This window comes from Wenjunlia tyrosinilytica (assembly GCF_014646055.1).
GTDB lineage: Bacteria > Actinomycetota > Actinomycetes > Streptomycetales > Streptomycetaceae > Wenjunlia > Wenjunlia tyrosinilytica.
This window is the reverse complement of sequence record NZ_BMMS01000004.1, coordinates 133,502-158,383: the sequence shown is the minus strand read 5'-3', so window position 1 is coordinate 158,383 and position 24,882 is coordinate 133,502. Positions and strand designations below refer to the sequence as shown.

22 protein-coding genes and 1 riboswitch are annotated in these 24,882 nt (G+C 72.3%); of the genes, 12 read left to right on the top strand and 10 right to left on the bottom strand.

Annotated features, from left to right (window positions below; translation table 11 throughout):
• The first annotated feature begins 6 nt into the window (after window positions 1-6).
• Window positions 7-891 (top strand): succinate--CoA ligase subunit alpha, encoded by an 885-nt coding sequence (sucD, locus tag IEY86_RS06150; RefSeq protein ID WP_189130487.1) that lies wholly within the window; start codon window positions 7-9, stop codon window positions 889-891.
• A gap of 69 nt (window positions 892-960) precedes the next feature.
• Here the strand turns inward: sucD and IEY86_RS06145 are convergent, their stop codons facing one another.
• Entirely contained in the window at window positions 961-1,899 is a 939-nt protein-coding gene (locus IEY86_RS06145; protein WP_189130486.1) for a SigE family RNA polymerase sigma factor, read from the bottom strand.
• Between the two features lie 121 nt (window positions 1,900-2,020).
• Here IEY86_RS06145 and IEY86_RS36210 point away from each other — a divergent pair, with 121 nt between their 5' ends.
• On the top strand, window positions 2,021-4,900 hold the full coding sequence (locus tag IEY86_RS36210; protein ID WP_373286962.1) for a cell division protein PerM: 2,880 nt from the start codon (window positions 2,021-2,023) through the stop codon (window positions 4,898-4,900).
• Here IEY86_RS36210 and IEY86_RS06135 read toward each other — a convergent pair.
• Complete coding sequence (locus tag IEY86_RS06135; RefSeq protein ID WP_189130485.1) at window positions 4,890-5,669, bottom strand: hypothetical protein; 780 nt, start codon at window positions 5,667-5,669, stop codon at window positions 4,890-4,892. The two genes, IEY86_RS36210 and IEY86_RS06135, sit on opposite strands and share 11 nt — an antisense overlap.
• A 209-nt stretch (window positions 5,670-5,878) precedes the next feature.
• Between IEY86_RS06135 and purN the strand changes: the two genes are divergently transcribed.
• Window positions 5,879-6,511 (top strand): phosphoribosylglycinamide formyltransferase, encoded by a 633-nt coding sequence (gene purN / locus IEY86_RS06130; protein ID WP_189130484.1) that lies wholly within the window; start codon window positions 5,879-5,881, stop codon window positions 6,509-6,511.
• Complete coding sequence (purH, locus tag IEY86_RS06125; RefSeq protein WP_189130483.1) at window positions 6,508-8,073, top strand: bifunctional phosphoribosylaminoimidazolecarboxamide formyltransferase/IMP cyclohydrolase; 1,566 nt, start codon at window positions 6,508-6,510, stop codon at window positions 8,071-8,073. The genes purN and purH overlap by 4 nt, the downstream gene beginning before the upstream one ends.
• A 115-nt stretch (window positions 8,074-8,188) precedes the next feature.
• Here the strand turns inward: purH and IEY86_RS06120 are convergent, their stop codons facing one another.
• Together IEY86_RS06120 and IEY86_RS06115 are read right to left on the bottom strand one after the other, a co-directional pair.
• Entirely contained in the window at window positions 8,189-8,806 is a 618-nt protein-coding gene (locus tag IEY86_RS06120; protein ID WP_189130482.1) for an RDD family protein, read from the bottom strand.
• A gap of 117 nt (window positions 8,807-8,923) precedes the next feature.
• On the bottom strand, window positions 8,924-9,358 hold the full coding sequence (locus IEY86_RS06115; RefSeq protein ID WP_189130481.1) for a DUF4190 domain-containing protein: 435 nt from the start codon (window positions 9,356-9,358) through the stop codon (window positions 8,924-8,926).
• Between the two features lie 264 nt (window positions 9,359-9,622).
• Between IEY86_RS06115 and IEY86_RS06110 the strand changes: the two genes are divergently transcribed.
• The 3 genes from IEY86_RS06110 to IEY86_RS06100 all read left to right on the top strand — a co-directional run bounded on the left by IEY86_RS06110 (window position 9,623) and on the right by IEY86_RS06100 (window position 12,090).
• Entirely contained in the window at window positions 9,623-10,483 is an 861-nt protein-coding gene (locus tag IEY86_RS06110; protein ID WP_189130480.1) for a bifunctional methylenetetrahydrofolate dehydrogenase/methenyltetrahydrofolate cyclohydrolase, read from the top strand.
• Window positions 10,484-10,492: 9 nt separating this feature from the next.
• Complete coding sequence (locus IEY86_RS06105) at window positions 10,493-10,897, top strand: DUF3017 domain-containing protein (protein WP_189130479.1); 405 nt, start codon at window positions 10,493-10,495, stop codon at window positions 10,895-10,897.
• 203 nt (window positions 10,898-11,100) lie between these two features.
• Window positions 11,101-12,090, top strand: a complete 990-nt coding sequence (locus IEY86_RS06100; protein WP_189130478.1) for a malate dehydrogenase — start codon at window positions 11,101-11,103, stop codon at window positions 12,088-12,090.
• 399 nt (window positions 12,091-12,489) lie between these two features.
• On the opposite strand, the gene IEY86_RS06095 is transcribed toward IEY86_RS06100, so the two are convergent.
• Together IEY86_RS06095 and rocD are read right to left on the bottom strand one after the other, a co-directional pair.
• Window positions 12,490-13,359, bottom strand: coding sequence for a DMT family transporter (locus IEY86_RS06095; protein WP_229698187.1), 870 nt, complete (start codon window positions 13,357-13,359; stop codon window positions 12,490-12,492).
• A gap of 55 nt (window positions 13,360-13,414) precedes the next feature.
• Window positions 13,415-14,644: an ornithine--oxo-acid transaminase gene (rocD, locus tag IEY86_RS06090; protein WP_189130477.1), complete on the bottom strand. Its 1,230-nt coding sequence runs from the start codon at window positions 14,642-14,644 to the stop codon at window positions 13,415-13,417.
• 120 nt (window positions 14,645-14,764) lie between these two features.
• A riboswitch (ZMP/ZTP riboswitch) is annotated at window positions 14,765-14,887 on the top strand.
• 3 nt (window positions 14,888-14,890) lie between these two features.
• Between rocD and glyA the strand changes: the two genes are divergently transcribed.
• The 4 genes from glyA (at window position 14,891) to IEY86_RS06070 (ending at window position 19,203) form a co-directional block, all read left to right on the top strand.
• The gene (gene glyA / locus IEY86_RS06085) at window positions 14,891-16,195 is read left to right on the top strand and encodes a serine hydroxymethyltransferase (RefSeq protein ID WP_373286967.1); all 1,305 of its coding nucleotides are present in this window, start codon (window positions 14,891-14,893) and stop codon (window positions 16,193-16,195) included.
• A gap of 53 nt (window positions 16,196-16,248) precedes the next feature.
• Entirely contained in the window at window positions 16,249-17,265 is a 1,017-nt protein-coding gene (gene trpS / locus IEY86_RS06080; protein WP_189130476.1) for a tryptophan--tRNA ligase, read from the top strand.
• 108 nt (window positions 17,266-17,373) lie between these two features.
• Window positions 17,374-17,973 carry a 2'-5' RNA ligase family protein gene (locus IEY86_RS06075; protein WP_189130475.1) on the top strand — a complete coding sequence of 200 codons (600 nt, stop codon included), beginning with the start codon at window positions 17,374-17,376 and terminating at the stop codon, window positions 17,971-17,973.
• Between the two features lie 159 nt (window positions 17,974-18,132).
• A complete protein-coding gene (locus tag IEY86_RS06070; protein WP_189130474.1) occupies window positions 18,133-19,203 on the top strand; it encodes a YihY/virulence factor BrkB family protein in 1,071 nt (356 codons plus the stop codon).
• On the opposite strand, the gene IEY86_RS06065 is transcribed toward IEY86_RS06070, so the two are convergent.
• Both IEY86_RS06065 and IEY86_RS36205 read right to left on the bottom strand, forming a co-directional pair.
• Window positions 19,151-20,533 carry a D-alanyl-D-alanine carboxypeptidase family protein gene (locus tag IEY86_RS06065; RefSeq protein WP_229698186.1) on the bottom strand — a complete coding sequence of 461 codons (1,383 nt, stop codon included), beginning with the start codon at window positions 20,531-20,533 and terminating at the stop codon, window positions 19,151-19,153. The genes IEY86_RS06070 and IEY86_RS06065 overlap by 53 nt on opposite strands.
• A gap of 132 nt (window positions 20,534-20,665) precedes the next feature.
• Window positions 20,666-20,920 (bottom strand): SCO4848 family membrane protein, encoded by a 255-nt coding sequence (locus tag IEY86_RS36205; RefSeq protein WP_229698185.1) that lies wholly within the window; start codon window positions 20,918-20,920, stop codon window positions 20,666-20,668.
• 271 nt (window positions 20,921-21,191) lie between these two features.
• Between IEY86_RS36205 and IEY86_RS06055 the strand changes: the two genes are divergently transcribed.
• Window positions 21,192-22,562, top strand: a complete 1,371-nt coding sequence (locus IEY86_RS06055) for a metallophosphoesterase (protein WP_373286966.1) — start codon at window positions 21,192-21,194, stop codon at window positions 22,560-22,562.
• Here the strand turns inward: IEY86_RS06055 and IEY86_RS06050 are convergent.
• Together IEY86_RS06050 and IEY86_RS06045 are read right to left on the bottom strand one after the other, a co-directional pair.
• Window positions 22,466-24,070: a sensor histidine kinase gene (locus tag IEY86_RS06050; protein WP_189130626.1), complete on the bottom strand. Its 1,605-nt coding sequence runs from the start codon at window positions 24,068-24,070 to the stop codon at window positions 22,466-22,468. The two genes, IEY86_RS06055 and IEY86_RS06050, sit on opposite strands and share 97 nt — an antisense overlap.
• Window positions 24,070-24,780: a response regulator transcription factor gene (locus IEY86_RS06045; protein ID WP_189130472.1), complete on the bottom strand. Its 711-nt coding sequence runs from the start codon at window positions 24,778-24,780 to the stop codon at window positions 24,070-24,072. The genes IEY86_RS06050 and IEY86_RS06045 overlap by 1 nt, the downstream gene beginning before the upstream one ends.
• Window positions 24,781-24,882 lie beyond the last annotated feature (102 nt).

The window sequence follows — 24,882 nt, the reverse complement described above, 5'->3', positions numbered from 1 at the left end:
CAAGACATGGCTATCTTCCTGACCAAGGAGAGCAAGGTCGTCGTCCAGGGGATGACCGGCTCGGAGGGCACGAAGCACACCCGCCGGATGCTGGCCTCCGGGACCAACATCGTCGGTGGCGTGAACCCGCGCAAGGCCGGCACCGCGGTCGACTTCGACGGCACCGAGGTTCCGGTGTTCGGCTCCGTGAAGGAGGCCATCGAGGCCACCGGCGCCGACGTGACCGTGATCTTCGTTCCGCCGAAGTTCGCCAAGGACGCGGTGGTCGAGGCCATCGACGCCGAGATCCCCCTCGCGGTCGTCATCACCGAGGGCATCGCCGTTCACGACACGGCGGCGTTCTGGGCGTACGCGGGCTCCAAGGGCAACAAGACCCGCATCATCGGCCCCAACTGCCCCGGCCTGATCAGCCCCGGCGGCTCCAACGCGGGCATCATCCCGGCGGACATCACCACCTCGGGCCGCATCGGCCTGGTGTCGAAGTCCGGCACGCTGACGTACCAGATGATGTACGAGCTGAGCGACCTCGGCTTCTCGACCGCCATCGGCATCGGCGGCGACCCGATCATCGGCACCACGCACATCGACGCCCTCAAGGCGTTCCAGGAGGACCCGGACACCGACCTCATCGTCATGATCGGTGAGATCGGCGGCGACGCCGAGGAACGGGCCGCGGCCTTCATCAAGGAGAACGTGACCAAGCCGGTCGTCGGCTACGTCGCGGGCTTCACCGCGCCCGAGGGCAAGACCATGGGCCACGCGGGCGCCATCGTCTCCGGCTCGTCCGGCACCGCCCAGGCGAAGAAGGAGGCCCTCGAGGCCGCGGGCGTGAAGGTCGGCAAGACCCCGTCCGAGACCGCGCGCCTGGCGCGTGCGGCCCTCGAAGGCTGAGCGAGTAATAGCCACGCCGAAGGGGCGCCGCGCCGACGGGCACGGCGCCCCTTCGCGTTCCCCGGGCCGCTACCGCAGAAGGGGGCGGGGCGCCGCAGGGTGCCGCGGGTGACCGGTCCGGAGGACGGGGACCCGCACGGTGATGTGGTCCGCGAGCGGGGCGGGTGCCATCACGGGATCGTCGGAGCGGCCGTTGCCGGGCACGGTGCCGTCGAGGAGGGTGCCGGTGGTGCGGCTGGCAGTGGGCAAGGGGCGCTGGACCCGTTCGCGAGGGGTGGAGCCCGGCGAGCCCGGGGTCAAGCTCGGGGTCGGGGTCGAGAGCATGCCCGTGAGGAGGGCGACGATGAGCGAGGCGACGCCGATCGTCCATCGGCGCGCTCTGCGCTCGCCGCGCAAACGCATCCGTTCGGGTGAAACAAGTGGGACCTCCAGGCCCTCGGCGGCCTGTCTCAGGAGGCCGGTGAGCCCGGCTCCGAACTCGGGGTGGTCGGGGTCGCCGCCGACCAGTCCCGGGACGGAGCGGGCGAGCGCGGCGTGGGCGGCGCTCACCCGTCCGGCCATGGCGGGAGTGGTTGCCTGCGCCTCGGCGGCGGCATCCGGCAGGTCGAGTCCGAGGCCGTCGTAGAGCAGGAGCGCCATCCGGTGGTGGGCGGGCAGCCGCCGCACGGCGTCGAGGAAGGGGGTGCGCGGCCGCCGCCGTCGGCCGTGACGCAGCGACGGTGGCCTCCACCAGGGCGAGAGGGCGTACTCGCAGGCAGCGGTGCGCAGCCAGCCCTCGGGCTGGGGGTCCCCGGCCACCTCGGGCCAGCGCTGCCAGGCGAGGCGGAAGGCGTGGTCGACTGCGCGGAGGGCGAGGCGGCGTTCACACGTCAGCAGAAACAGCTGCTGGGTGAGGGCGTGGGCCGTGCGGGCGCAGAGGCGGTCGAACGCCGCGGCATCCGGGTCGGCGGCATCGGGGGCCATGGCCGAGGGCGCAGGGCGCGGTGGAGCGGCTTTGACGAGGTTCACCGGGGGCATGGCGGGGTCCCGGATATTCGTATGAAAAGACGCATGGTGTCATCTTCGGCGACACGACGAACATTCGCTCGCTACCGGGGTGAAACGGATGTTCTTGGCAGCATGGGGCGGCGTGAGCCAACTGATCGGTCGCAGCCCGGTACTGCCCCAGCAGGCACCTCCTCGCCCCGGACCGGCCGGGCGCCGCCTCCCCGCGATCACGGCCGCGCTGTTCGGGGGCGCGCTCGCGGCGGGACTCGGCCTCGGTGTGTTCGCCGTCGTGGTGCTGTTCCTGTGGATCACTTCGCCGTACTCCGACAGCGGCCCGAGCGGCGCCCTGCACATCGCCGCGGACCTGTGGCTGCTGGCACACGGCGGCGACCTGCTGCGCATGGACACCCGCAGCGGCGTCCCGGCCCCGGTGGGCGTCACGCCGCTGTTGCTGGCCGTCCTTCCGCTGTGGCTCCTCAATCGCTCGGGCGCGAACGCGGTGGAGAGCCCGGAGACGGAGGCGCCGGAGAAGGAGCGCCCGGGAACGGACGGCCCGGAGGAGGACGGCCCGGAGGAGGAACGCCCGGAGACGGACAGCGTCGGAACAGACAGCGTCGGAATGGACAGCGGCGGGGCGGACGGCACCGGAACGGACAGCACCGGGGCAGACGGCGCCGGGGTGGACGGCGGCGGGGTAGACGGCGGCGGGGTAGACGGCGTCGGGACGGACAGCGTGGGGACGCACGGTGGCGGGACGGACGGTGGCGGGACAGGCAGCATGAGGACGCACGCCGGCGGGACGGACGGCGTGGGGACGCACGGTGGCGGGACGGACAGCGTGGGGACGCACGGTGGCGGGACGGACAGCGTGGGGACGCACGGTGGCGGGACGGACGGCGGCGGGACGGACAGCGTGGGGACCGACGGCGACCGGGCTCCGGCACCCCGCCCGATCAGTGGGGTGGCGACGATCTTGCTGATGTGCTGCGGATACTGCCTGGTCGCGTTGGCGGCGCTGTTCTACACATCCTCGGGGCCGATCCGCAGCCGTCCCTCGGCCGCGCTCGCGCTGATCCCGCTGCTCGCCCTTCTCGCGGCCGGGTCCGGGGCGTGGACGGCCCTGGGCCGTCCACGCTGGTCCCCTCCTGCGACCCTGTCCCGCGCCATGGGGAAGATCCCGTTGCGCCCGCGGGAGCTTCTGCCGTGGGAGAACGCCGTCCTGGCGCTGCGGGCGACCGCGGTGGGGGCGCTGACGCTCGTCGGCGGCGGAGCGGTGATCACGGCGGCGGCGCTCATCTGGCACACGCCGATGGCCAATGGCTCGTTCGAGACGCTCACCGACGCGCCATCGGGTCGGCTTGCGGTCCTGCTGCTGTCCGCCGCCCTGCTGCCCAATGCCGCGGTGTGGAGCGCCTCGTACGCACTGGGACCGGGCTTCGCGGTGGGAGCGGGCACCGCGGTGGGCGCGGCGGGTGCCCACTACGCGGGGGTGCCGAACTTCCCCCTGCTCGCCGCCCTGCCGGGGCGGGGCAACGAGGACGCGGGGGAGTGGCTGGCGTTCGCCGTGCCATTGGCCGCCGCCGTGGCCGTGGCCGTTGTGGTGGTGAAGGCGACCCGCGACCTGCGCGAGACGGCCGTCGTCACGGCGCTGGCGTCCGTGGGCGTGGGGTTGGTGATGGTCCTGGCCACCCTGCTGGCCTCGGGCCCGATGGGAACCAACCGCCTGAGCGACTTCGGCCCCGCCTGGTGGTCAACGGGCGTTGCCGCCCTCGCGTGGACGGCGTGCCTGGCCATCCCCGCAGCCCTGACCACCCGCTGCTACCACCTCCGCACCACCCCGCCCTCACCCCGGAGCGTCCTGCCATCCCTGCACTCGTTCCTGTCCCGGACGTCCTTGCCCAAGGTCCCGTCCCTGCCGAAGGCGGCGGCCTTGCCGGCTGCCCCACGGAAGACGCTCACTGAGAGCGCACAAGGGCACGAGAGGACGGAGTCCAGCGCGCCGACACCACCGAGCGAGAGCGCGCCGCCGAGCGAGGGGAGGCAGTCGGGCGGCGAGAGCGCGCCGCCGAGCGGGAGCGCGCTGCCCCGTGCGGGGACGCTGCCGGTTGGCGAGAAGTCGCCGCGAAAGAGCGGACTGCCCCGCGCGGGGACGCCGCCAGGCGAGAACGCGCCGCCGAGCGGGAGCGTGCTGCCTCATGTGGGGACGATGGCGGGCGGTGAGAACGCGCCGCTGAGCGAGGGCGCGTTGCCCCGCGAGGGGGCGCAGGCGGGCGGGGAGAAGTCGCCGCTGGGGAAGAGCGGACTGCCCCGTGCGGGGGCGCCGCCAGGCGAGAACGCGCCGCCGAGCGGGAGCGTGCTGCCTCATGTGGGGACGCTGGCGGGCGGGGAGAAGTCGCCGCTGAGCGAGGGCGCGTTGCCCCGCGAGGGGGCGCAGGCGGGCGGCGAGCGTGCGGAGAGGCAGTCGGGCGGTGAGAGCGCGCCGCCGAGTGGGAGCGTGCTGCCTCGTGCGGGGACGCCGGCGGGCGGGGAGGCGCCGTTGGGCCGGACGGTGCCTTCCGGTGAGAAGGCACCGTCCTTGCCGGGCGCTGCCGCGCAGCCGGAGGGTCCGTCCGAGCCCGAGCCGCCCCGGTGCGCTGGCGCTCCCCTCCCTGGAGGCGCGGCCTCCGTGAGAGCTGCCGCAGCGTGGCGGACGCGGCCCTTTGGCGTGCAGCCGCTCGCCGTGCAGCCGCTCGCCGTACACCCGCTTGGCGTGCAGCCGTCGGCTTTGCCGACGGCCGATGGACCGGCCGAGTCCACGACACCCCTGGCCGCAGATGCTGCCGCTCAGGGAAGTGCCACCTCAGCGGGCTGGGCCCGCTCCCTGCTTTCCTCGCTCCGGCGCCGCCGGGACGGCGCGCGGACCGCCGAGGCGCGGCGGGAGGAGAGGTGGGGGGAGCTCAGGGCGGCTTCCGGGGGGCTCATGGCGTCGTTCAGCCCCGTGCCCGAGGACCCGCCCACCCAGCGGCCCGACGTCAGTTCTTGACGCCGACCGTCCGTTCGAGCCAGCTCGGGATCTCCTTGCTGCACGACTGCCGCGCCGCCGAGGTCAGGGAGTCGGACACGCAGGTGAAGTAGTCCCGGTACACCAGCTGCAACGAGAACATGCCGAGCACCAGCAGCACCGAAAGACCGCCCGCCACCAGGCCGCTCATGGCCGTGGCGAACTGCGGTTTGGTCGCCGGAGCCCCGGACCCTCCCGGCTGACCCGGTTGCGCCGACTGGCCCAGTGCTCCCTGCCCTGCCGTCGCTCCCGCGCCCGGCTGACCGGCCGGGTTCGCGGGCTTGGGCTTCGCGCGGAGCGAGCTGATGCCCCAGTACAGCGCCAGCGCCCCGAGCAGCAGCGACAACTGCGGCACGCTGAACACGATGAAGAAGAACGCCCACATGCCGCTCAGCAGGGCGTACCGGGCCCGGCGCTGCGCCGGGTCGGTCACGTCGAAGCGCGGCCCCTGGGTCTGCTGCGGCCCCCGGTCCCCGCCGCCCGGACGGGCGGGCCAGTCACCCTGGTGGTCGGGCCGCCGCGGCGGCCCCCACGGGCCCGGCGGACGGCCCTGATGCCCGCCGCCCTGCTCCCCGCCGCCCTGCTCCCCGCCGTCCTGGCCCTCCTCGGGCCCCTGCCCCGGTCCCTGCCCCGAGTCCGGGCCCGTCTGCGACGGCGGCGGAGTGCGGGGCTGCCAGGGCCGGTCGGGGGTCCCCTCGGGCGGCGGCGCGAAGGGGTTGTCCTGCTGGTCCTGGTTGCGGCCGCTGCTCATGGTGCTTGCGCCAACCCCTTGTCGCTTCGCTGCATCGTTCGGTACTCCGGTCCTTTTCCTGACGCTATCGCGAGAGGCTGGCCACCGCCGGTTCGGGGGCGGCACGGTGTGCCAGTATCGTTGCTGACGGCCGCGTGGCGCCTCAGGTTCCCCAGCGCGCGTCGCTTCCGGCCTTGAAACTCCCGGATCCGCGAGAGAAGAGCCCAGCTGTGGGTGCTTTCCCCCCGTCCACTTCGCCCCCCGCCCGTCTGGTCGTCCTCGTCTCGGGCTCGGGTACCAATCTTCAGGCGCTGCTCGACGCGGCGGAAGACCCCGCGTACGGGGCCGCTGTCGTCGCCGTGGGCGCGGACCGGCCCGGGATCACCGGCCTCGAGCGGGCCGAGCGCGCCGGTGTGCCGACGTTCGTCCGCCGGGTCCAGGACTTCGCGGACCGGGTGGAGTGGGACCGCTCCCTCACCGGGGCCGTCGCCGAGCACCGGCCGGACCTCGTGGTCTCGGCGGGTTTCATGAAGATCGTCGGCAAGGAGTTCCTGGCCCGCTTCGGGGGCCGCGTCGTCAACACCCACCCGGCCCTGCTGCCGAGCTTCCCCGGTGCGCACGGCGTCCGGGACGCGCTGGCCTACGGCGCCAAGGTCACCGGCTGCACCGTCCACTTCGTGGACGACGGGGTCGACACCGGCCCGATCATCGCCCAGCACGTGGTGGACATCCACGAGGACGACACGGAGGAAGCGCTCCACGAGCGCATCAAGACGGTCGAGCGCGAGGCGCTCGTCCACGTCGTGGGCCGCCTGGCCCGCGAGGGTTACCGCATCGAAGGAAGAAGGGTCCTGGTCCCGTGAGTACCGGTACGACGAAGCGGCGGATCCGCCGCGCGCTGGTCAGTGTCTACGACAAGACCGGCCTCGAAGAGCTGGCTCGCGGCTTGCACGAGGCCGGGGTCGAGCTGGTCTCGACGGGCTCCACCGCCGCGAGGATCGCCGCGGCCGGGGTCCCGGTGACCAAGGTCGAGGAGCTCACCGGCTTCCCCGAGTGCCTCGACGGCCGGGTGAAGACCCTGCACCCGAAGGTGCACGCGGGCGTCCTGGCGGACCTGCGCCTGGACTCGCACCGCGAGCAGCTGGTGGAGCTCGGCGTCGAGCCGTTCGAGCTGGTGGTCGTGAACCTCTACCCCTTCCGTGAGACCGTCGCCTCCGGCGCGGCCCCGGACGAGTGCGTGGAGCAGATCGACATCGGCGGCCCGTCCATGGTCCGCGCCGCCGCCAAGAACCACCCCTCGGTCGCCGTCGTCGTCAACCCCGACCGGTACGCGGATGTGCTCGCCGCGCTCCCGCGGGGCGGATTCGATCTGGACGCGCGCAAGCGGCTCGCCGCCGAGGCGTTCCAGCACACCGCGGCCTACGACGTGGCCGTGGCCTCGTGGTTCACCAACGCCTACGCCCCCGAGCCCGGCGACAAGCCCCTGCCTGAGTTCCTGGCCGGTGCCTGGGAGCGGACGAGCGTGCTGCGCTACGGAGAGAACCCGCACCAGGCCGCCGCCCTCTACACCGACGGCACCGGGCAGGGCCTTGCCGGAGCCGAGCAGCTGCACGGCAAGGAGATGTCGTTCAACAACTACGTGGACACCGAGGCCGCGCGCCGCGCCGCCCATGACCACGACGAGCCGTGCGTCGCGATCATCAAGCACGCCAACCCCTGCGGCATCGCCATCGGCGCGGATGTGGCGCAGGCCCACCGCAAGGCGCACGCGTGCGACCCGCTGTCCGCGTTCGGCGGCGTCATCGCCGTCAATCGCCCCGTCTCGGTCGCGATGGCCGAGCAGGTCGCGGAGATCTTCACCGAGGTGATCGCCGCGCCGGCCTACGAGGACGGCGCCGTGGAGGTCCTCTCGCGCAAGAAGAACATCCGGGTGCTGCGCGTGGAGGGCAGCCCGGCCCGCCCGGGCGACATCAAGCCGATCACCGGGGGTGTGCTGCTCCAGGAGACCGACCTGTTCCAGGCCGAGGGCGACAATCCCGCCAACTGGACGCTGGCCACGGGTGAGGCGCTGGACGAGGCCGGACTGCGGGAACTCGCCTTCGCCTGGCGGGCCTGCCGCGCGGTGAAGTCCAACGCCATCCTGCTCGCCTCGGACGGGGCGACGGTCGGTGTGGGCATGGGCCAGGTCAACCGGGTCGACTCGGCGCGGCTCGCGGTACAGCGCGCCGGGGAGCGGGCGAGCGGTTCGTTCGCGGCCTCCGACGCCTTCTTCCCGTTCGCCGACGGACTCCAGGTGCTGCTCGAGGCGGGCGTCAAGGCCGTGGTGCAGCCGGGTGGTTCGGTGCGCGACGAGGAGGTCGTCGCGGCGGCCAAGGCGGCGGGCGCGACGATGTACCTCACCGGAACCCGCCACTTCTTCCACTGAGCGCACAGCGGACGGACGAGGGGTCGGGAACGCGATCCGCGTTCCCGACCCCTCGGCCTGCGTCCTTGACGGCTGCGTCCTTGACGGCTGCGCCGTCATGCCGCTTGCCGCCGCCTCACTGGCTCTTGACGACGACCGTGCCCATGATCTTGTCGGCGAAGGTCTGCTTCTTCGCGTCCCACAGCGGCCACAGGTACCCGATGTAGCAGGGGATGCCGTCGACGATGTGGCACAGGTAGCGGACGAAGGCCATGCCGAAGCCCATCGGACGCCCGTCGACCTCGCGCAGCAGCTGGATGTTGACGGTCTTCATGCCGATCGACTGACCGGTGGTGCCCTTCTGGTGCAGCAGCCACAGCATGACGCCGAAGGAGGCCACGTAGCCGAGCACCGCGAGGGTGGCTCCGGCGCCGCCCTTCACGGCGAGCCCGATGATGATCAGGAGCATCGCCGGAATGCCGCTTATGAGGCCGTCCACGAGCAGGGCGATGAAACGCGAACCCCAGCTCGCGTAGAACTGCTGCACCTGGCCCGCGTGCGGGTAGCCGGGCTGCCCCTGGGGGTAGCCGTACCCGGGCTGCTGCTGCGGGTATCCGTAGGCGGCATTGGGGTCGTAGCCGGGCTGGCCCTGCGGGTAGCCGTACCCCTGCTGGGGCTGTTGCTGCGGGTAGCCGTACCCGGGCTGGCCCTGCGGCTGGCCGTACGGGTCGTTGGGGCCGGGCGGGTAACTCACGTGATTCCTCCGTGCTGGGGTGGGGACAGTTGATGGCGGGCTCGGCCGCCGGACAGAAGCCGGGGCAGTGGTGCGTGATCCCCTGGCGCCGTCGTTCTCGTCGTCGGCGTCATGGCGTCACGGCGCCACGTGCTTTTTGTAGACGACGATCAGAACGATGAAGGACGCCAGGATCGCGGTGCCCAACGCGCCCAGGGCGATTCCGCCGATGCTCTGGTTGCGCCCGGTCCCGGTCCGCTTGGACCTGGCCAGACCCGCGACGCCGAGGCCGATGCTGACCGGACCGAGCACACCGCCGTAGCAGAAGAGGGCGCCGACGATGGAGATGAAACCGAGCACGACGGAGGCGAGGGCGAGCTGATTCGGCTCGCCGGCCGTCGGATGGGGCCCTCCGGGGCCGCCCGGATACCCGTAGCCGGGGCCCGGCCCGTATCCGGACTGCGGGTGGCCGTACTGCGGGGGCTGCTGCGGATACCCGTAGCCGGGCTGCCCGTTCGCATACGGATTCTGCCGGCCGTCGTACGGATCCGGCGTATGGTACGGACTGCTCACGGTCTCCCCCGGGTCGGTCCCGCCACCCCTGCTGCGAGGGGTCCCTTTCGGCGGCTTGTGCGGCCCCATCGTGGTAGTTGTCCCCATCCGCTGTCCAGCGAGCTTCCAGGGCTGTACCGAATCTGCAATGGGAGCCGGACTCTGGGTCAACACGCGGGGACGCTTCACGGTAAATGTCCCGATTGCGCGGTGGCCCCCCGGAATCGGCGCCCGAGTGCTGGGACTGATTGGAACGTTCGCCGCTTCGTCCGGGAGGATGGCCCCATGACCGCCCAGATTCTCGATGGCAAGGCCACCGCCGCAGCGATCAAGTCCGAGCTCGCCTCCCGCGTCGAGGCGCTCAAGGCCAAGGGCATCGCCCCCGGCCTCGGCACCGTCCTGGTGGGCGACGACCCGGGCAGCCGCTCCTACGTCGCGGGCAAGCACCGCGACTGCGCCCAGGTCGGCATCGCCAGCATCCAGCGTGAACTGCCCGCCACGGCCACCCAGGCCGATGTCGAGGCCGTCGTGCGGGAATTGAACGACGACCCCGCCTGCACCGGCTACATCGTGCAGCTGCCCCTGCCGAAGGGGCTCGACACGAACCGTGTCCTGGAGGCCATCGACCCGGCCAAGGACGCGGACGGCCTGCATCCGATGAACCTCGGTCGCCTGGTGCTCAACCAGGAGGCTCCGCTGCCGTGCACCCCGCGCGGCATCATCGACCTGCTGCGCCGCCACGACGTGCAGATCCACGGGGCCCACGTCGTCGTCGTCGGCCGCGGGATCACCGTCGGCCGCTCGATCGGCCTGCTGCTCACCCGCCGCAGCGAGAACGCCACCGTCACCCTGTGCCACACCGGCACCCTCGACCTGTCGGCGCAGCTGCGCCAGGCGGACATCGTCGTCGCGGCGGCCGGCTCCCCGCACCTGATCAGGGCCGAGGACGTCAAGCCCGGCGCGGCGGTGCTGGACGTGGGCGTCAGCCGTGACGCGGAGGGCAAGCTGGTGGGCGACGTCGACCCGGCGGTGCGCGAGGTGGCGGCCTGGATCGCCCCGAACCCCGGTGGTGTCGGGCCGATGACCCGAGCCCTGCTGCTGAGCAACGTCGTCGAGGCGGCCGAGCGGGCGGCCAAGGAGCGCTGAGGTCGGCTGATGGAGGTCGCGGTGGAGAACGGGAAGTCCCGCAGGCGCCCGGTGAAGACCGAGGGCACGCTGCGACCCGAGGGCGGACGCCGGGCGGCGGGCGGCGACGCTCCCGCGCCGGCCCGCCAGTGGCCGGTGCTTCTCGTGCTCGGCGGGATGGCGATCGGCCTGCTTGTCATGATGGCGAGCTTCCGACCCGGTCTGTTGCTCGTGGGCGCGTTCGTGCTGGTCGGCGCCGTGCTGCGGGTGACCCTGCCCAATGTGGGCATGCTCGCCGTCCGCAGCCGCTTCACCGATGTGATCACGCTCGGGGTGCTGGGAACGGGCATCGTGTTCATGACCCTGGTGGCCATGCCGAACCCGGTCCTGGAAGTGCCCTGGCTCTCCGAGGCCCTGCGCTTCGCCGTGCGGTGAGCGGGTCCGTTCGCGAGGCGCGGCGCCGCCGCGCTCCTGCCGCCCGTACGGGCGCCGGTCGGTGACCGGGGCCACACGGGCCGTGCGCATGGCGCCACCGGCCGTCGGATAGCCTGACGGCGTATCTCTCGACACCAAGATATCTACGTTCCGGGGCAAGGGACGCCACCGGGGCGCGGCAAGGGAAGCAACAGGAGAAGGCAATGACTCGCACTCCCGTGAACGTGACCGTCACCGGTGCGGCAGGCCAGATCGGCTACGCGCTGCTGTTCCGCATCGCCTCGGGTCAGCTGCTCGGTCCGGACACCCCGGTCAAGCTGCGCCTGCTGGAGATCCCCCAGGGTCTGAAGGCCGCCGAGGGCACGGCGATGGAGCTCGACGACTGCGCGTTCCCGCTGCTGCGCGGCATCGACATCAGCGACGACCCGAACGTCGGATTCGACGGCGCCAACGTGGCCCTTCTCGTCGGTGCGCGCCCGCGTACCGCGGGGATGGAGCGCGGTGACCTGCTCGAGGCCAACGGCGGCATCTTCGGCCCGCAGGGCAAGGCGATCAACGACCACGCGGCGGACGACATCAAGGTCCTCGTCGTCGGCAACCCGGCGAACACCAACGCCCTCATCGCCCAGAAGCACGCCCCGGACGTCCCGGCCGAGCGCTTCACCGCGATGACCCGCCTCGACCACAACCGCGCCCTGTCGCAGCTGTCGAAGAGGACCGGCGTCCCGGTGTCCGAGATCAGGAAGCTCACGATCTGGGGCAACCACTCCGCGACGCAGTACCCGGACATCTTCCACGCCGAGGTCGCGGGCAAGAACGCCGCCGAGACCGTCAACGACGAGAAGTGGCTGGCCGAGGAGTTCATCCCGACCGTGGCCAAGCGCGGCGCCGCCATCATCGCCGCCCGCGGTGCCTCCTCCGCCGCGTCGGCCGCCAACGCCGCCATCGACCACGTGCACACCTGGGTCAATGGCACCCCCGAGGGCGACTGGACCTCCGCCGGTGTCGTCTCCGACGGCTCCTACGGTGTGCCCGAGGGACTGATCTCCTCGTTTCCGGTGACCGCCGTGGACGGCCGGTTCGAGGTCGTCCAGGGCCTGGAGATCAACGACTTCTCCCGCTCCCGCATCGACGCCTCGGTCAACGAGCTTGTCGAGGAGCGCGACGCGGTCGGCCAGCTCGGCCTCATCTGAGCCGTCCGGCGCGGCCGGAACGACTGAGCCCGCGTCACCGCGGAACACGGTGACACGACGCGGCGCCCGGCGGGGATGAACCCGCCGGGCGCCGCGTACGTATTCAAGGGTGAGGGCGGTTACCGCGAGTCCCCGCGCTCGTCCCCCCGGCGAGCTGTCGCGTGAGCGCCCGCACCGCGGCGGCGGCCTCCCCGTGCGGGCCGCCGCCGAAGGTGATCCTGGACGCGCCCAGCTCCCCCAGGTGTGCGGGGGCCGGGCCGTCCGGGATGCACAGGGCGTTGAGGGGGAACGCCGCCGGGCTCGCCCCGCAGGGGCTGGACTGGTTCCGCCACGAGCCCGCTCCGCAGGGGCTGCCCGCCCTCGTCGTCGGCTGCGGCACCCCCGCCCGACCACGCCTTCTCAGGCGCTGTGGACCTGCTGTGCCCGATCCTGTGACGACTCGTCGGGCGCGGCCGGTTCACCGAAGCGGGCCAGCGCCAGCGCCCCCGCCACGGCGAGGCCGAACCCCGCCACGGCCACGGGCACCATCCCGTCACGGGTGCGGTCACCGAGCGCGATCACCCCGACCAGCGCGGGCCCGACGGTCTCCCCGATGACGAGTCCGGCGGTGGCGGTCGTGACCGAGCCGCGGTGCAGCGCGGAGGTGAGGAAGAGGAACCCGGCCAGCCCGCCGAGCAGGAGCGCGTACAGCGCCGGGTTCGCCAGGACGCCCGGCAGACCGGCGTCGGGGATCAGGCGCACCGAGACGGCCACCACGCCGAAGCCGAGCCCGGCGGCAAGGCCGAGCACCGCCGCCCTGGCCCGGCCCGGAAGCCTGCCGGCCGCGAAACCCAGGCCCAGGATCACCACGGCCGCGCCCAGCACCGCCAGGCGCAGCCCCCTGGTGCCCTCCTTGCCGCCCTCGGGCCCGGAGGCGAGCGCCAGCAGGGCCAGCCCGCCGCACACGGTGGCCACGGCGGCCCACTCCCTGCCCGACAGCCGCACCCGCAGGACTCGGGCCGCGACGACGGCGGTCACCGCCAGGCTCGAGGCGAGGGCGGCGCCCACCACGTACAGCGGGAGCGTGCGCAGGGCGACGAGTTCGGCGCAGAAGCCGAGCCCGTCCAGACCGATCCCGGCGAGGAACGGCCACTGGCGCAGCACCCGCATCAGCAGCCGCGGGTCGACGCCCTCCCCGGACTCGGTCCTGCGGGCGGCGACCGCCTGGAAGACGGAGGCCGCTCCGAAGAAGACCGCCGCGGCGAGCGCGCAGACCAGACCGAGTCCCATGCCGGGACCCTACGCGCTCGTGCCCCGGGACCCCGCGCGGGCCCGGGCGCCGGACCTAGGCGGAGCGCGCCCCCAGCACCTCCCGCAGGTGGCCGAGCCCCCAGTCCAGGTCGTCCTTGCTGATGACCAGCGGCGGGGCGATGCGGATCGTCTGCCCGTGGGTGTCCTTCACCAGCACCCCGCGTTCCATGAGCGCCTGCGAGACCTGGCGGCCCGTGCCGTGGTCGAAGGCGATGTCCACACCCGCCCACAGGCCCCGTCCGCGGATAGCGGTGACCGCGCCCGCGCTCTCGAAGCGGCGCAGCTCCTGGTGCAGGTGGTCGCCGAGCTCGGTGGCGCGGGCCTGGAACTCGCCCGTGCGCAGCATCGCGACGACCTCCAGCGCCACCGCGCAGGCAAGCGGGTTGCCGCCGAACGTCGACCCGTGCTCGCCGGGCTGGAACACCCCGAGCACGGCGGCCGAGGAGACCACCGCGGAGACCGGTACGACCCCGCCGCCCAGCGCCTTGCCGAGGATGTACATGTCGGGCACGACGTCCTCGTGCTCGCAGGCGAACGTCCTGCCCGTCCGGCCCAGTCCCGACTGGATCTCGTCGGCGATGAACAGGGTGTCGCGCTCGGCGGTGATCCGCCGGACCTCCGCGAGGTAGCCCGGCGGCGGCACCAGCACCCCGGCCTCGCCCTGGATCGGCTCCAGCAGGACCGCCACGGTGTCGGCGTCCACGGCCGCGTCCAGGGCCTCGATGTCGCCGTAGGGGACGACCTGGAAGCCCGGGGTGTAGGGGCCGAAGTCGGCCCGGGCCTCGGGGTCGGTGGAGAAGCTGATGATGGTGGTGGTGCGGCCGTGGAAGTTGTCGGCGGCCACGACGATCTTGGCCCGGCCCTCGGGGACGCCCTTGACCTTGTAGCCCCATTTGCGGGCGGTCTTCACGGCCGTCTCCACGGCCTCGGCGCCGGTGTTCATCGGCAGGACCATCTCCATGCCGCACAGTTCGGCGAGCTCCGTGCAGAAGGCCGCGAACCGGTCGTGGTGGAAGGCGCGGGAGGTGAGCGTGACCCGCTCCAGCTGGGCCTTGGCGGCGTCGATCAGGCGGCGGTTGCCGTGCCCGAAGTTCAGCGCCGAGTACCCGGCGAGCATGTCGAGGTAGCGCTTGCCCTCCACATCGGTCATCCAGGCGCCCTCGGCGGTGGCGACCACGACGGGCAGGGGGTGGTAATTGTGCGCGCTGTGCGCTTCCGCGGCGCTGATCAGCTCGGAAGACGTGTTCGCTGCTGCGGTCGTCATTGGGCGCTCCCTTGCGATTCTGCGCTGCTTATGCGCACTCGAAGCCATTTCTATCGCTCGAAGGCAGGTTTGCCTACCGTTCTTCTTGCGTGCTGGAGCGACGCGGCAAACCGGCTAGGGTGAAGGTGCCGCAACTGGCGAGCCGATGGTCCGTTCGGCAAGCGTGGAAGCGACCACGAGGGAGCGGCACGACGGGGAAGTCCCGTGACCACTTCCGTGGTGCCGTCCGCCTGGGCACCCGGGTTCGTGACGCCGGCGCTCGCCGATGGGCGCCGACCGACCCGGGAGGAACTCGTGCAGCATCCCGCCATCACCAGGATCGATCCCGAGCTCGCCCGCCTGATCAAGGCGGAGGAGCAGCTCCAGGCCGACACGCTGCGGCTCATCCCCAGTGAGAACTACGTGTCCACGGCCGTGCTCGAGGCCACCGGCACCGTCCTTCAGAACAAGTACAGCGAGGGCTACCCCGGCAAGCGCTACTACGAGGGCCAGCAGAACATCGACCCCGTCGAGACGCTGGCGATCGAGCGGGCCAAGGCCGTCTTCGGCGCCGACCACGCCAATGTCCAGCCGTACTCGGGCTCGCCGGCCAACCTCGCCGTCTATCTGGCCTTCGCCGAGCCCGGCGACACGGTGCTCGGCATGTCCCTGCCGATGGGCGGGCACCTCACGCACGGCTGGGGCGTCTCCGCGACCGGCAAGTGGTTCCGCGGTGTCCAGTACGGCGTCACCCGCGAGACCGGCCTCGTCGACTTCGACGAGGTCCGCGACCTCGCCCGCAAGGAGCGGCCGAAGCTGATCTTCTGCGGTGGCACGGCGGTGCCGCGCACCATCGACTTCGCGGCGTTCGCGGAGATCGCCCGCGAGGTGGAGGCGGTCCTGGTCGCCGACATCGCGCACATCGCGGGCCTGGTCGCGGGCGGCGCCCACCCGTCGCCGTTCCCGCACGCCGACGTCGTCACCACCACGACCCACAAGACGCTGCGCGGCCCGCGCGGCGCGATGATCCTGAGCGACGAGTCGCACGCCAAGGCCGTCGACAAGGCCGTCTTCCCGGGCCTTCAGGGCGGGCCGCACAACCACACCACGGCCGCGATCGCCGTGGCGCTGCACGAGGCGTCGCAGCTGGAGTTCCGGGCGTACGCCCACCAGATCGTCGCCAACGCCAAGGCGCTCGCCGACGAACTGCTCGGCCGAGGCTTCGACCTCGTCTCGGGCGGCACCGACAACCATCTGGTGCTGATCGACCTGACCGACAAGGACGTCCCCGGCAAGGTCGCCGCCAAGGCACTGGACCGCGCCGGGATCGTCGTGAACTACAACACGGTCCCGTACGACCCTCGCAAGCCGTTCGACCCCTCCGGCATCCGGATCGGCACCCCGTCGCTGACCTCCCGCGGCCTGACCGAGCAGCACATGCCGACCGTGGCGGAATGGATCGACCGGGGGGTCAAGGCCGCCCGCGCGGGCGACGAGGACGCGCTGCACCGCATCCGCACCGAGGTCCGCGACCTGATGTCGGCGTATCCGGCCCCCGGCCTGCCCGTCTGAGCCGTCCGAACCGTCTGCGGTGGGCGGGTCGGGTACCTGAGACAATGGGGCACATGGCCATCGTCGATCGTCCCCGTGTGCTGTCAGGCATCCAGCCCACCGCAGGCTCGTTCCATCTCGGGAACTACCTGGGTGCGGTGCGCCAGTGGGTCGCGCTTCAGCAGACCCATGACGCCTTCTACATGGTTGTCGACCTGCATGCGATCACCGTTCCGCAGGACCCGAAGGAACTGCGGGCCAACACCAGGCTCGCCGCGGCGCAGTTGCTGGCGGCCGGGCTCGACCCCGACCGCTGCACGCTGTTCGTGCAGAGCCACGTTCCCGAGCACGCCCAGCTCGGGTGGGTGATGAACTGCCTGACGGGGTTCGGCGAGGCCTCCCGGATGACCCAGTTCAAGGACAAGTCCTCCAAGCAGGGGACGGACAGCACCACGGTCGGGCTGTTCACCTACCCGATCCTCCAGGTCGCGGACATCCTGCTCTACCAGGCGAACGCGGTGCCGGTCGGCGAGGACCAGCGCCAGCACCTCGAGCTGACCCGGGATCTGGCCAACCGCTTCAACACCCGGTACGCGCCCACCTTCACCGTGCCCGACCCCTACATCGTCAAGGAGACGGCGAAGATCGTCGACCTCCAGGAGCCGACGATCAAGATGAGCAAGTCGGCGTCGTCGCCGAAGGGCATCGTCAACCTGCTGGATGAGCCCAAGGCCTCCGCGAAGAAGATCAAGAGCGCGGTCACCGACGCCGACACCGTGATCCGCTTCGACGAGAAGGAGAAGCCGGGGGTGAGCAACCTGCTCACCATCTACTGCGCGCTCACGGGGACCGGAATCACGGAACTCGAGCAGGCATACGAGGGCAAGGGCTACGGTGCGCTGAAGACGGATCTCGCCGAGAGGTTCGTGGAATGGGTGACCCCCTTCCGTGAGCGGACGCACGAGTACCTCGGCGATCCCGAGACGTTGGACGCGGTTCTGGCGAAGGGGGCGCAGAAGGCTCGGGCGGTCGCCGCGGAGACGCTCGCCGCCGCTTACGAGAACATCGGCCTCCTTCCCGCGAAGCACTGAGAGCCGAAGCGGTGGCCGCCCGCCGGGACGAAAGTCCCGGCGGGCGGCGACTGTGGACCGTATCGGGGCCGATGCCCGGCAAAGACAATGGACGGAATGGAGAGCCGCGTGGGGACCAGCACGATCGGAGTGTCGATCGCGGTCCCGGAGCCTTTCGGCAGCTTGCTGCAGCAGCGCCGAGCGGGTTTCGGTGACCCGCAGGCCCTTGGCATTCCCACGCACGTGACGCTCCTTCCGCCCACCGAGGTCGACCCCGAGGCGCTTCCCGCCATCGAGGACCACCTCGCCGAGGTCGCCGCGAGCGGCCGCCCCTTCGAGCTTCGCCTCGACGGCACCGACACCTTCCGCCCGCTGTCCCCGGTGGTCTACGTCCGTCTGGTGCGCGGCGCCGAGGAGTGCCGCACGCTCCAGGAGCGGGTCCGCTCGGGCCCGTTGGAGCGCGAGCTCCAGTTCCCGTACCACCCGCATGTGACCATCGCCCACGGCATCGCCGAAGAGGCGCTCGACCGTGCCTTCGAGGCACTGGCCGACTTCCGCGCGAGCTGGGTCGCGACCGGCTTCGCCCTCTACGAGCAGGGGGACGACGGGGTGTGGCGGCTGGAGCGCGAGTTCGGCTTCCCGGCCGACCACACGGCCACCGTGCCGCACCAGTCCTCCCACGCGGACCTGCCCACCGGCGCCGCGGACGCCGCTGCCTCCGGCCGCTGAACGGCGCTGCCTGCTGAATGGCGCTGCCTGCTGAACGGTGCCACCACCGGGGGTGAGCAGGGCGTGGAGCGGCCCGGCCGTTCCTCCGTTCGGCGCAGTGCCGCCGCCCGCACGGGCGGGGCAAGGCGTTCTCCCCGGATCGCGGGGTAGACGGGGGCCATGGATTGGTTGACCAGGATTCCATGGGTGGGCCCCGGGATCGCCCGGCTGACGAAGACCCATGCCTGGCGGGCGTGGGACCACTACAGCGAGGCCAGGGGCGACCGGCTGGCGGCTGCCGCGACCTACGCGGGGTTCCTCGCCCTCTTCCCGCTCATCGCCGTCTCCGCGGCGGTCGCCGCGGCCTTTCTCACCAACAGCCAGGTCCACAGGATCGAGAAGAAGGTCGGCGAGCAGTTCGCGTTCCTGTCCGACCAGCTCGATCTCGAGTCCCTGGTGCGCAACGCGGGCACCGTCGGAGTCATCGGTGCGGTGCTCCTGCTGTTCTCCGGACTGGGCTGGGTGGATACCATGCGCGGCTCCATCCGGGGCGTCTGGCGTGTGGAGGACGCCGAGGAGAACGTGTTCGCCAGGAAGGGCAAGGACCTCGCGGTCCTGCTCGGCCTCGGCGCGGTCCTGTGCGTCTCCGTCGGCGCCTCGGCCCTGACCACGGCGCTGATCGGCCATCTCGCCGACTGGCTGGGCCTGAACCACCATGGCGCCGGTGTCGTCCTCCTGCGTGTCCTGGGCACCTGTGTCGCCATCGCGGCGGACTTCCTGCTGGTCGTCTACCTGCTGCGCTGGCTGCCCGGGCTCCACCCCGGCCGCCGCTCCCTCGTGCAGGCCGGGCTGATCGGCGCCGTCGGCTTCGAACTGCTCAAGCTGCTGCTGTCCGGCTACCTCGGGAGCGTGGCGGGCAAGAGCATGTACGGCGCCTTCGGCACGCCCGTGGCCGTGCTGCTGTGGATGAACTTCATGATGCGCCTGCTCCTGCTGTGCGCCGCCTGGACCGCCACCGCGAAGGAGCGGCGGCGGCACGACGAGCGCGAGGTCGAGTGCGTCAGCCCCGATGAGCTCGAGGGACGCACCGAGCGCGACGGGAGCCCCGGCCGGGGCGAAGGGGCTCGGGCGGCCCGCGAGGCCCACGGGACTGAAGCGGCTTCAGGCACTCACGGGGACCATGTGAACGCCGAGAAGGTCAACGGGAGTCGGGGCCGGGTCCGCGGCCACCGGGCCGCTCGCGCTTCCTGACCCCGCCCACCAGGTCCGGCAGCGGCCACCTGCGATGCACCACCAGCACCGCCCCGCCGAGCAGGGCAAGCGTTCCGCCGGCCAGTCCCAGTGCCGTCCACATGCCCGCCGAACCCTGGTTCGACGAGGCGAGGCCCGCCTCAGGACCGCCCGCCGGGGAGCCCTTCTGGTGGGCGCCATGGGGGGCGTTGCCCTTGTCCCCGGGGTTGGCGGGGGACTTGTGGACGGTCTTCGGTGCCACCAGGACGCCGACCGGATCCACCTTGCCCGCCGCCTTGAAGCCCCAGTCGAGAAGGTCGGAGGCCTCCTCGTAGACGTTGTTGCCGCCGGACTCCGGGTGCATCACGGTGACGAGGAGGGTGCGGCCACCGCGTTGCGCGGCGCCGGTGAAGGTGTTTCCGGCGTGCGAGGTGTAGCCGTTCTTGACGCCGATGAGGCCCCTGTACGGGGTCATGCCCCAGGCGCCGGTGAGCAGGCGATTGGTGTTCTGGATGGCGTACATCTCCCGCTTGCGCGCCTTGCCCTTCGCCCCGCCCTTGCCGTTCTTGGCGCGGCTGCCGCCCGGCTTGTCGTCCCCCTTGCCGCCCTTGCCGTCGTCCTTGCCCTTCTTGGTCTTCACCCAGCCGCCGGGGAACTTCGCGGTGGCGGTGCCGCAGTACTCGCGGAAGTCGGGGTTCTGGAGTCCGGCGCGGGCGAAGAGCGTGAGGTCGTAGGCGGAGGAGACCTGGCCGGGGGCGTCGAAGCCGTCCGGGGAGACGACATGGGTGTCGTGGGCCCGCAGGTTCTCGGCCTCGGCCTGCATCTCCTCGACGGTCTTCCTCACGCCGCCGTTCATCGCCGCCAGGACATGCACCGCGTCGTTTCCGGAGGCGAGGAAGACTCCGAGCCACATGTCGTGGACCGTGTAGCTGAAGTCCTCCTTGACGCCGACGAGGCTGCTGCCCGCCTGGACGTCGGCCAGGTCGGCGAGGGTCACCTTGTGCTCGGCGTCGCGGGGGAACTTCGGCAGCACGGTGTCGGCGAACAGCATCTTCAGGGTGCTCGCCGGGGCCAGCCTCCAGTGCGCGTTGTGCGAGGCGAGCACCTCGCCGCTCTCCGCGTCGGCGACGATCCACGACAGCCCCGTCAGGCCCTTGGGGATACGGGGGGCTCCCGGCGCCAGGTGGACCTGGGTGCCCCGCTTGCCCAGCAGGTCGCCGCCGAGGGCGGACATGCGCTTGGGCGGGTTGGGGTGGTCGGACTCGTCATGAGCCGCGGCGGCGCGGCCCGCGGGCGCGAGGAGGGCGGCAGCGGTCAGTGCCGCTGCGGCAGCAGTGTTGGAGAGACGCACGCGGAGACCGTACCTGCCCGAAATGGCAATTCCGGGCTGATAATCGGCGGCATTCGAGTGATGTCTCTCATCGCAACGTAGTGAAACCCAACCGGCCCTGACGCCGTCGCGGACCTGCACCCCGAACGGGGGTCAGGCGGGGTCGGCGGTGGCGTCGCGGCGGGACGCGCGCAGTCCGCGGACGCCGAGGACGCCGATGGCGGTGCCGAGGAGGAACGAGACGATCGCGAGCGTGAGGTGCACCCAGAAGTAACCGGTCGGGTCGCCGTTGTCGAAGGCGAGCCCGCCGGCGTCCTTCCAGAGGTTCTTCACAAAGGTGGTCCAGACGATCCAGCTCCACACGCCGAAGGCGACGAGGAACCAGGACACGGGGCGGCTGAGCTTCATGCCCACCAGTATGCGGGGGCTGCCGGGCGGGTCCGCCTCGGGCCGTCCCGGCGGGACGGGGGCAGGGCCCTGCGGATAGGGTCTGCGCGTGGCGCTCTTGTTGCTGTTCCTGGTCCTCGCGCTCGGGCTCCTCTTCGGGGTCCACTTCTACCTGTGGTGGCGGCTCGTCCGCGACACCACGGCGCGCGGGGGCGTCGCGCGGAAGGCGGGAACCGCGGCCGTGGCCCTCCTCGGCCTCACCACGGTCGCCGCGATCGTGGGCGGCCGAGAGATCCCCCTGGCCGCCGAGCGCTTCCTCGCCTGGCCCGGCTACCTGTGGCTGGCCATGATCCTCTACCTCACCCTCCCCCTCCTCGTGGGAGAGGCGGCCCGCCCCCTCCTGCTACGGGCCCTGCGCCACAGGGCGACACGCGAACGGGGCGCGGGCACGGCCCAGGACGGTCGTCCCCGGCTCTGCGCGGCCGAAGCCGCACACCACCGCGACACCGAAGCCCCTGGGGACGGTCTGGAGGGCGCGGCGGTGGCCGATGCCGCTTCCGCGGCCGAAGCCGCCCGTGCGCGGGGCGGTCAGGTCGGGGCCGCCACGGGCCAGGGCCGTCGGCCCGGTGCCCGCGCGGCGCAAGCCGCCGGGCGTGGCAGCGCGGAAGCCCTCGGGGGCGATCCCGCCACCCAGGACCGGTCGGCCGCGCCGGCCGCCGGTGCCCGCGCGGCCGAACCCGCGCACCACCGCGGTCCCGAAGCCGTCCCGGGCGGCCCGGCGGTGGCGGACGCCTTCGCGGCCCGCCCCTCCACGAGCCCGGCGGGCAGCGCCGGGGAAGCCTCTCGGCGGTTGTTCGTCAGCCGGGGCGTCGCGATTGCCGCGGGGGTCGTGGCCACCGGCACCGTGGGGTACGGGATGCGGACCGCGCTCGGGCCGCCGCGGGTGAAGAGGGTCACCGTGCCGCTTGCCAAGCTCGGGCCGCAGGGGCACGGGTTCCGGATCGCCGTTGTCAGTGACATCCATCTCGGGCCGATCCTCGGCCGGGCGCACACCCAGCGGATCGTGGACACCGTCAACCGCACCCGGCCCGACCTCGTCGCCGTCGTCGGGGACCTCGTGGACGGCAGCGTCCACGACCTCGGCCGGGCCGCCGAACCCCTCGCACGGCTGCGGTCCCGCCATGGAAGCTTCTTCGTCACCGGCAACCACGAATACTTCTCCGGCGCCGCCGAGTGGGTCGACCACGTGCGCTCCCTCGGGGTGCACCCCCTGGAGAACGCCCGCGTCGAGGTCCCCGGCTTCGACCTCGCCGGCGTCAATGACCTCGGCGGCGAGAGCGAAGGCCAGGGACCCGACTTCGGCAAGGCCCTCGGCGACCGCGACCCGGCGCGGGCCTGTGTGCTCCTCGCCCACCAGCCCGTCCAGATCCACGAGGCCGTCCGGCACCACGTCGACCTCCAGCTGTCCGGGCACACCCACGGCGGCCAGATGTGGCCGGGCGACCTGATCGCAGCCCTGCCCAACCCCACCGTCGCGGGCCTGGAGCGCTACGGCGACACCCAGCTCTACGTCACGCGCGGAGCCGGGTTCTGGGGACCGCCGGTGCGCGTCGCCGCGCCCCCGGACATCACCGTCGTCGAGCTCGCCTCGCCGCGCGCCTGAGCCTCCCCGCGCGCCTGAACCTCCCCGCGCGCGGGGGACGGCGACGGCAGCCGCACCTCCACGGCCAGCCCCTCCCCGGGCGCGGTGGACAGCGTCACCCGCCCGCCGTGCGTCTCGACCACCGCCTGCACGATGGACATGCCCAGGCCGCTGCCGCCCGTGAGCCTGGCCCGGTCCGCGTTCGCCCGGAAGAACCGGTCGAAGACCCGTGCCGCGTCCTGCGCCCGCATCCCCGGTCCGGAGTCGGCGATCCTCAGCACCGCCTCGCCCCCGCCGTCGCGGACCTCCACCACCACGGGGCACGTCGCGGGCGTGTGAGTGCGTACGTTCCCCAGCAGATTGGCGACGACCTTGCGCAGTTGCGCCTCCTCGCCCAGCACGTGCACCGCCTCCGGGACCCGCACCTCCACGGGCCGCTCCGGCTGCTGCGCCCGCAGGTCCGCCACCCCGTCGGCGACCAGCGCCGCCAGGTCCACCGGCGCCCTGCGCAGCGCGGGCCGCTGGTCGAGGCGGGCGAGCACGAGCAACTCGTCGACCAGGTGGCCCATGCGCTCGGCCTCGGCGCTCACCCGCCCCAGCGCCCGCTTCTGCTCGTCCTGGTCGAGCATCCCCTTCTCGTACAGCTGGAGGTAGCCCCGGATGGACGCCAGCGGGGTCCGCAACTCGTGGGAGGCGTCGCCGACGAACTGCCGCAGCTGGGCGGTGGCGTGCTCGCGGGTCTGGAAGGCGCCCTCTATCTGATGGAGCATCGTGTTGAGCGCGGTGCTGAGCTGGGCCACCTCCGCGGTCCCGTCGTCCACGCCGACCCGGCGCGACAGATCGCCCTCGGCGATGGCGGAGGCGGTGCGGACCATGTCCTCCAGCGGACGCAGCTTGCGCCGCGAGCCCGCCATGGACAGCGCGGCGAGCAGCCCCAGCAGGGCGGCGCCGGCGGCGACCTCGAGGACGAGCAGCTTGTGGACGGCGTCACGCACGCCGTTGATGCGGATCCCGGACAGGACGACACTGCCGTCGTCGAGCCGGGCCGCCGTCACCCGTACATACCCCTCGGGAAGGCGCACGGTCTCCCCGTCGCCGGAGGCGGCCAGCGCCCCCGGGTCGCGGACCGCCTCGGCGAGATGCCTGCACTCGACGGCGGCCTCGCCCGAGCCCGTCCCGCAGACCGGCGCGACACGCCCGTCCGGATCGAGCACGGCGAGCGGTTCCTGCCCGAACACCGCCCGTGTGGACTTCCCCGAGGAGGCCTTGTCGAGGATCCCGGCGACGGCGCACATGGCCCGGATCGACTCCAGCGTCAGCGGGGTGTGCTGCACCGCGTGGGTCTTGGCCTTCAGCGTGTCGTCGATCTCGCCGAGCAGGAGGCTGTACATCCCCCACAGGCTGCCCGCGCCGGCCAGCACCAGCGCCGCCCCGAGCAGGGCCACATTGGTCAGGGTGAGCCTGCCGCGCAGGGTGTGCGGGCGCGGCAGCTTGAAGCGGGAGGGCCGCGACGGCGCGAAGGGCAGCATCAGCACACGTCGTCCTCGAGCGCCCTCAGCCCGTACCCCACCCCGCGCCGGGTGACGATCAGTGGCGGCCCGAGCCGGTCGAGCTTGCGCCGCAGGTAGCTGATGTAGGTCTCCACCACGGTGGACTCCACTTCGAAGTCGAAGCTCCAGACGTGCTGGAGCAGTTGCTCCTTGGTGACGACACGCTCGGAGTTGAGCATCAGATGGCGCAGCAGGTTGTACTCGGTCGGCGTCAGCTCCACCGGATGCCCGGCCCTGCGCACCGTGTACGTGGCCTCGTCCAGCTCCAGGTCGCCGTGGCGCAGGACCCGCTGAACCGGCGCCGCCCGGCGGGTGCGGCGCAGCACCGAGTGGACCCGGGCGACCACCTCGTCCACATTGAACGGCTTGGTGATGTAGTCGTCGCCGCCGAGGCCGAGCCCCGCCACGATGTCGGCGGGCGCGTCCCGCGCGGTGAGGAAGACCACGGCGAGGTCGTCCCGTTCGGCCCGCAGCCGTCGGCACACCTGCCATCCATTGCCGTCCGGCAGCATCACATCAAGGAGCAGCAGATCCGGACGGTGCTCGCGCGCGAGCTCGACCGCCCGGCTTCCCGTGGCCGCGCACAGCACGGTGAAGCCGTGGAAGCGCAGGGTGATCCCGAGGATGTCGGTGATGCTCGGCTCGTCCTCGACGACGAGCACGGTGGCCGGTCGCGTGCTGCTGTCCATGCGCTCAAGTATCCGTGCGGCCGGGCCCGCGCAACTTGAGAGTTCCCTGTGAGATCCAATAATGGCTTGTCCGCCCGGCCACTCGACATGAAGGCTTGGGGG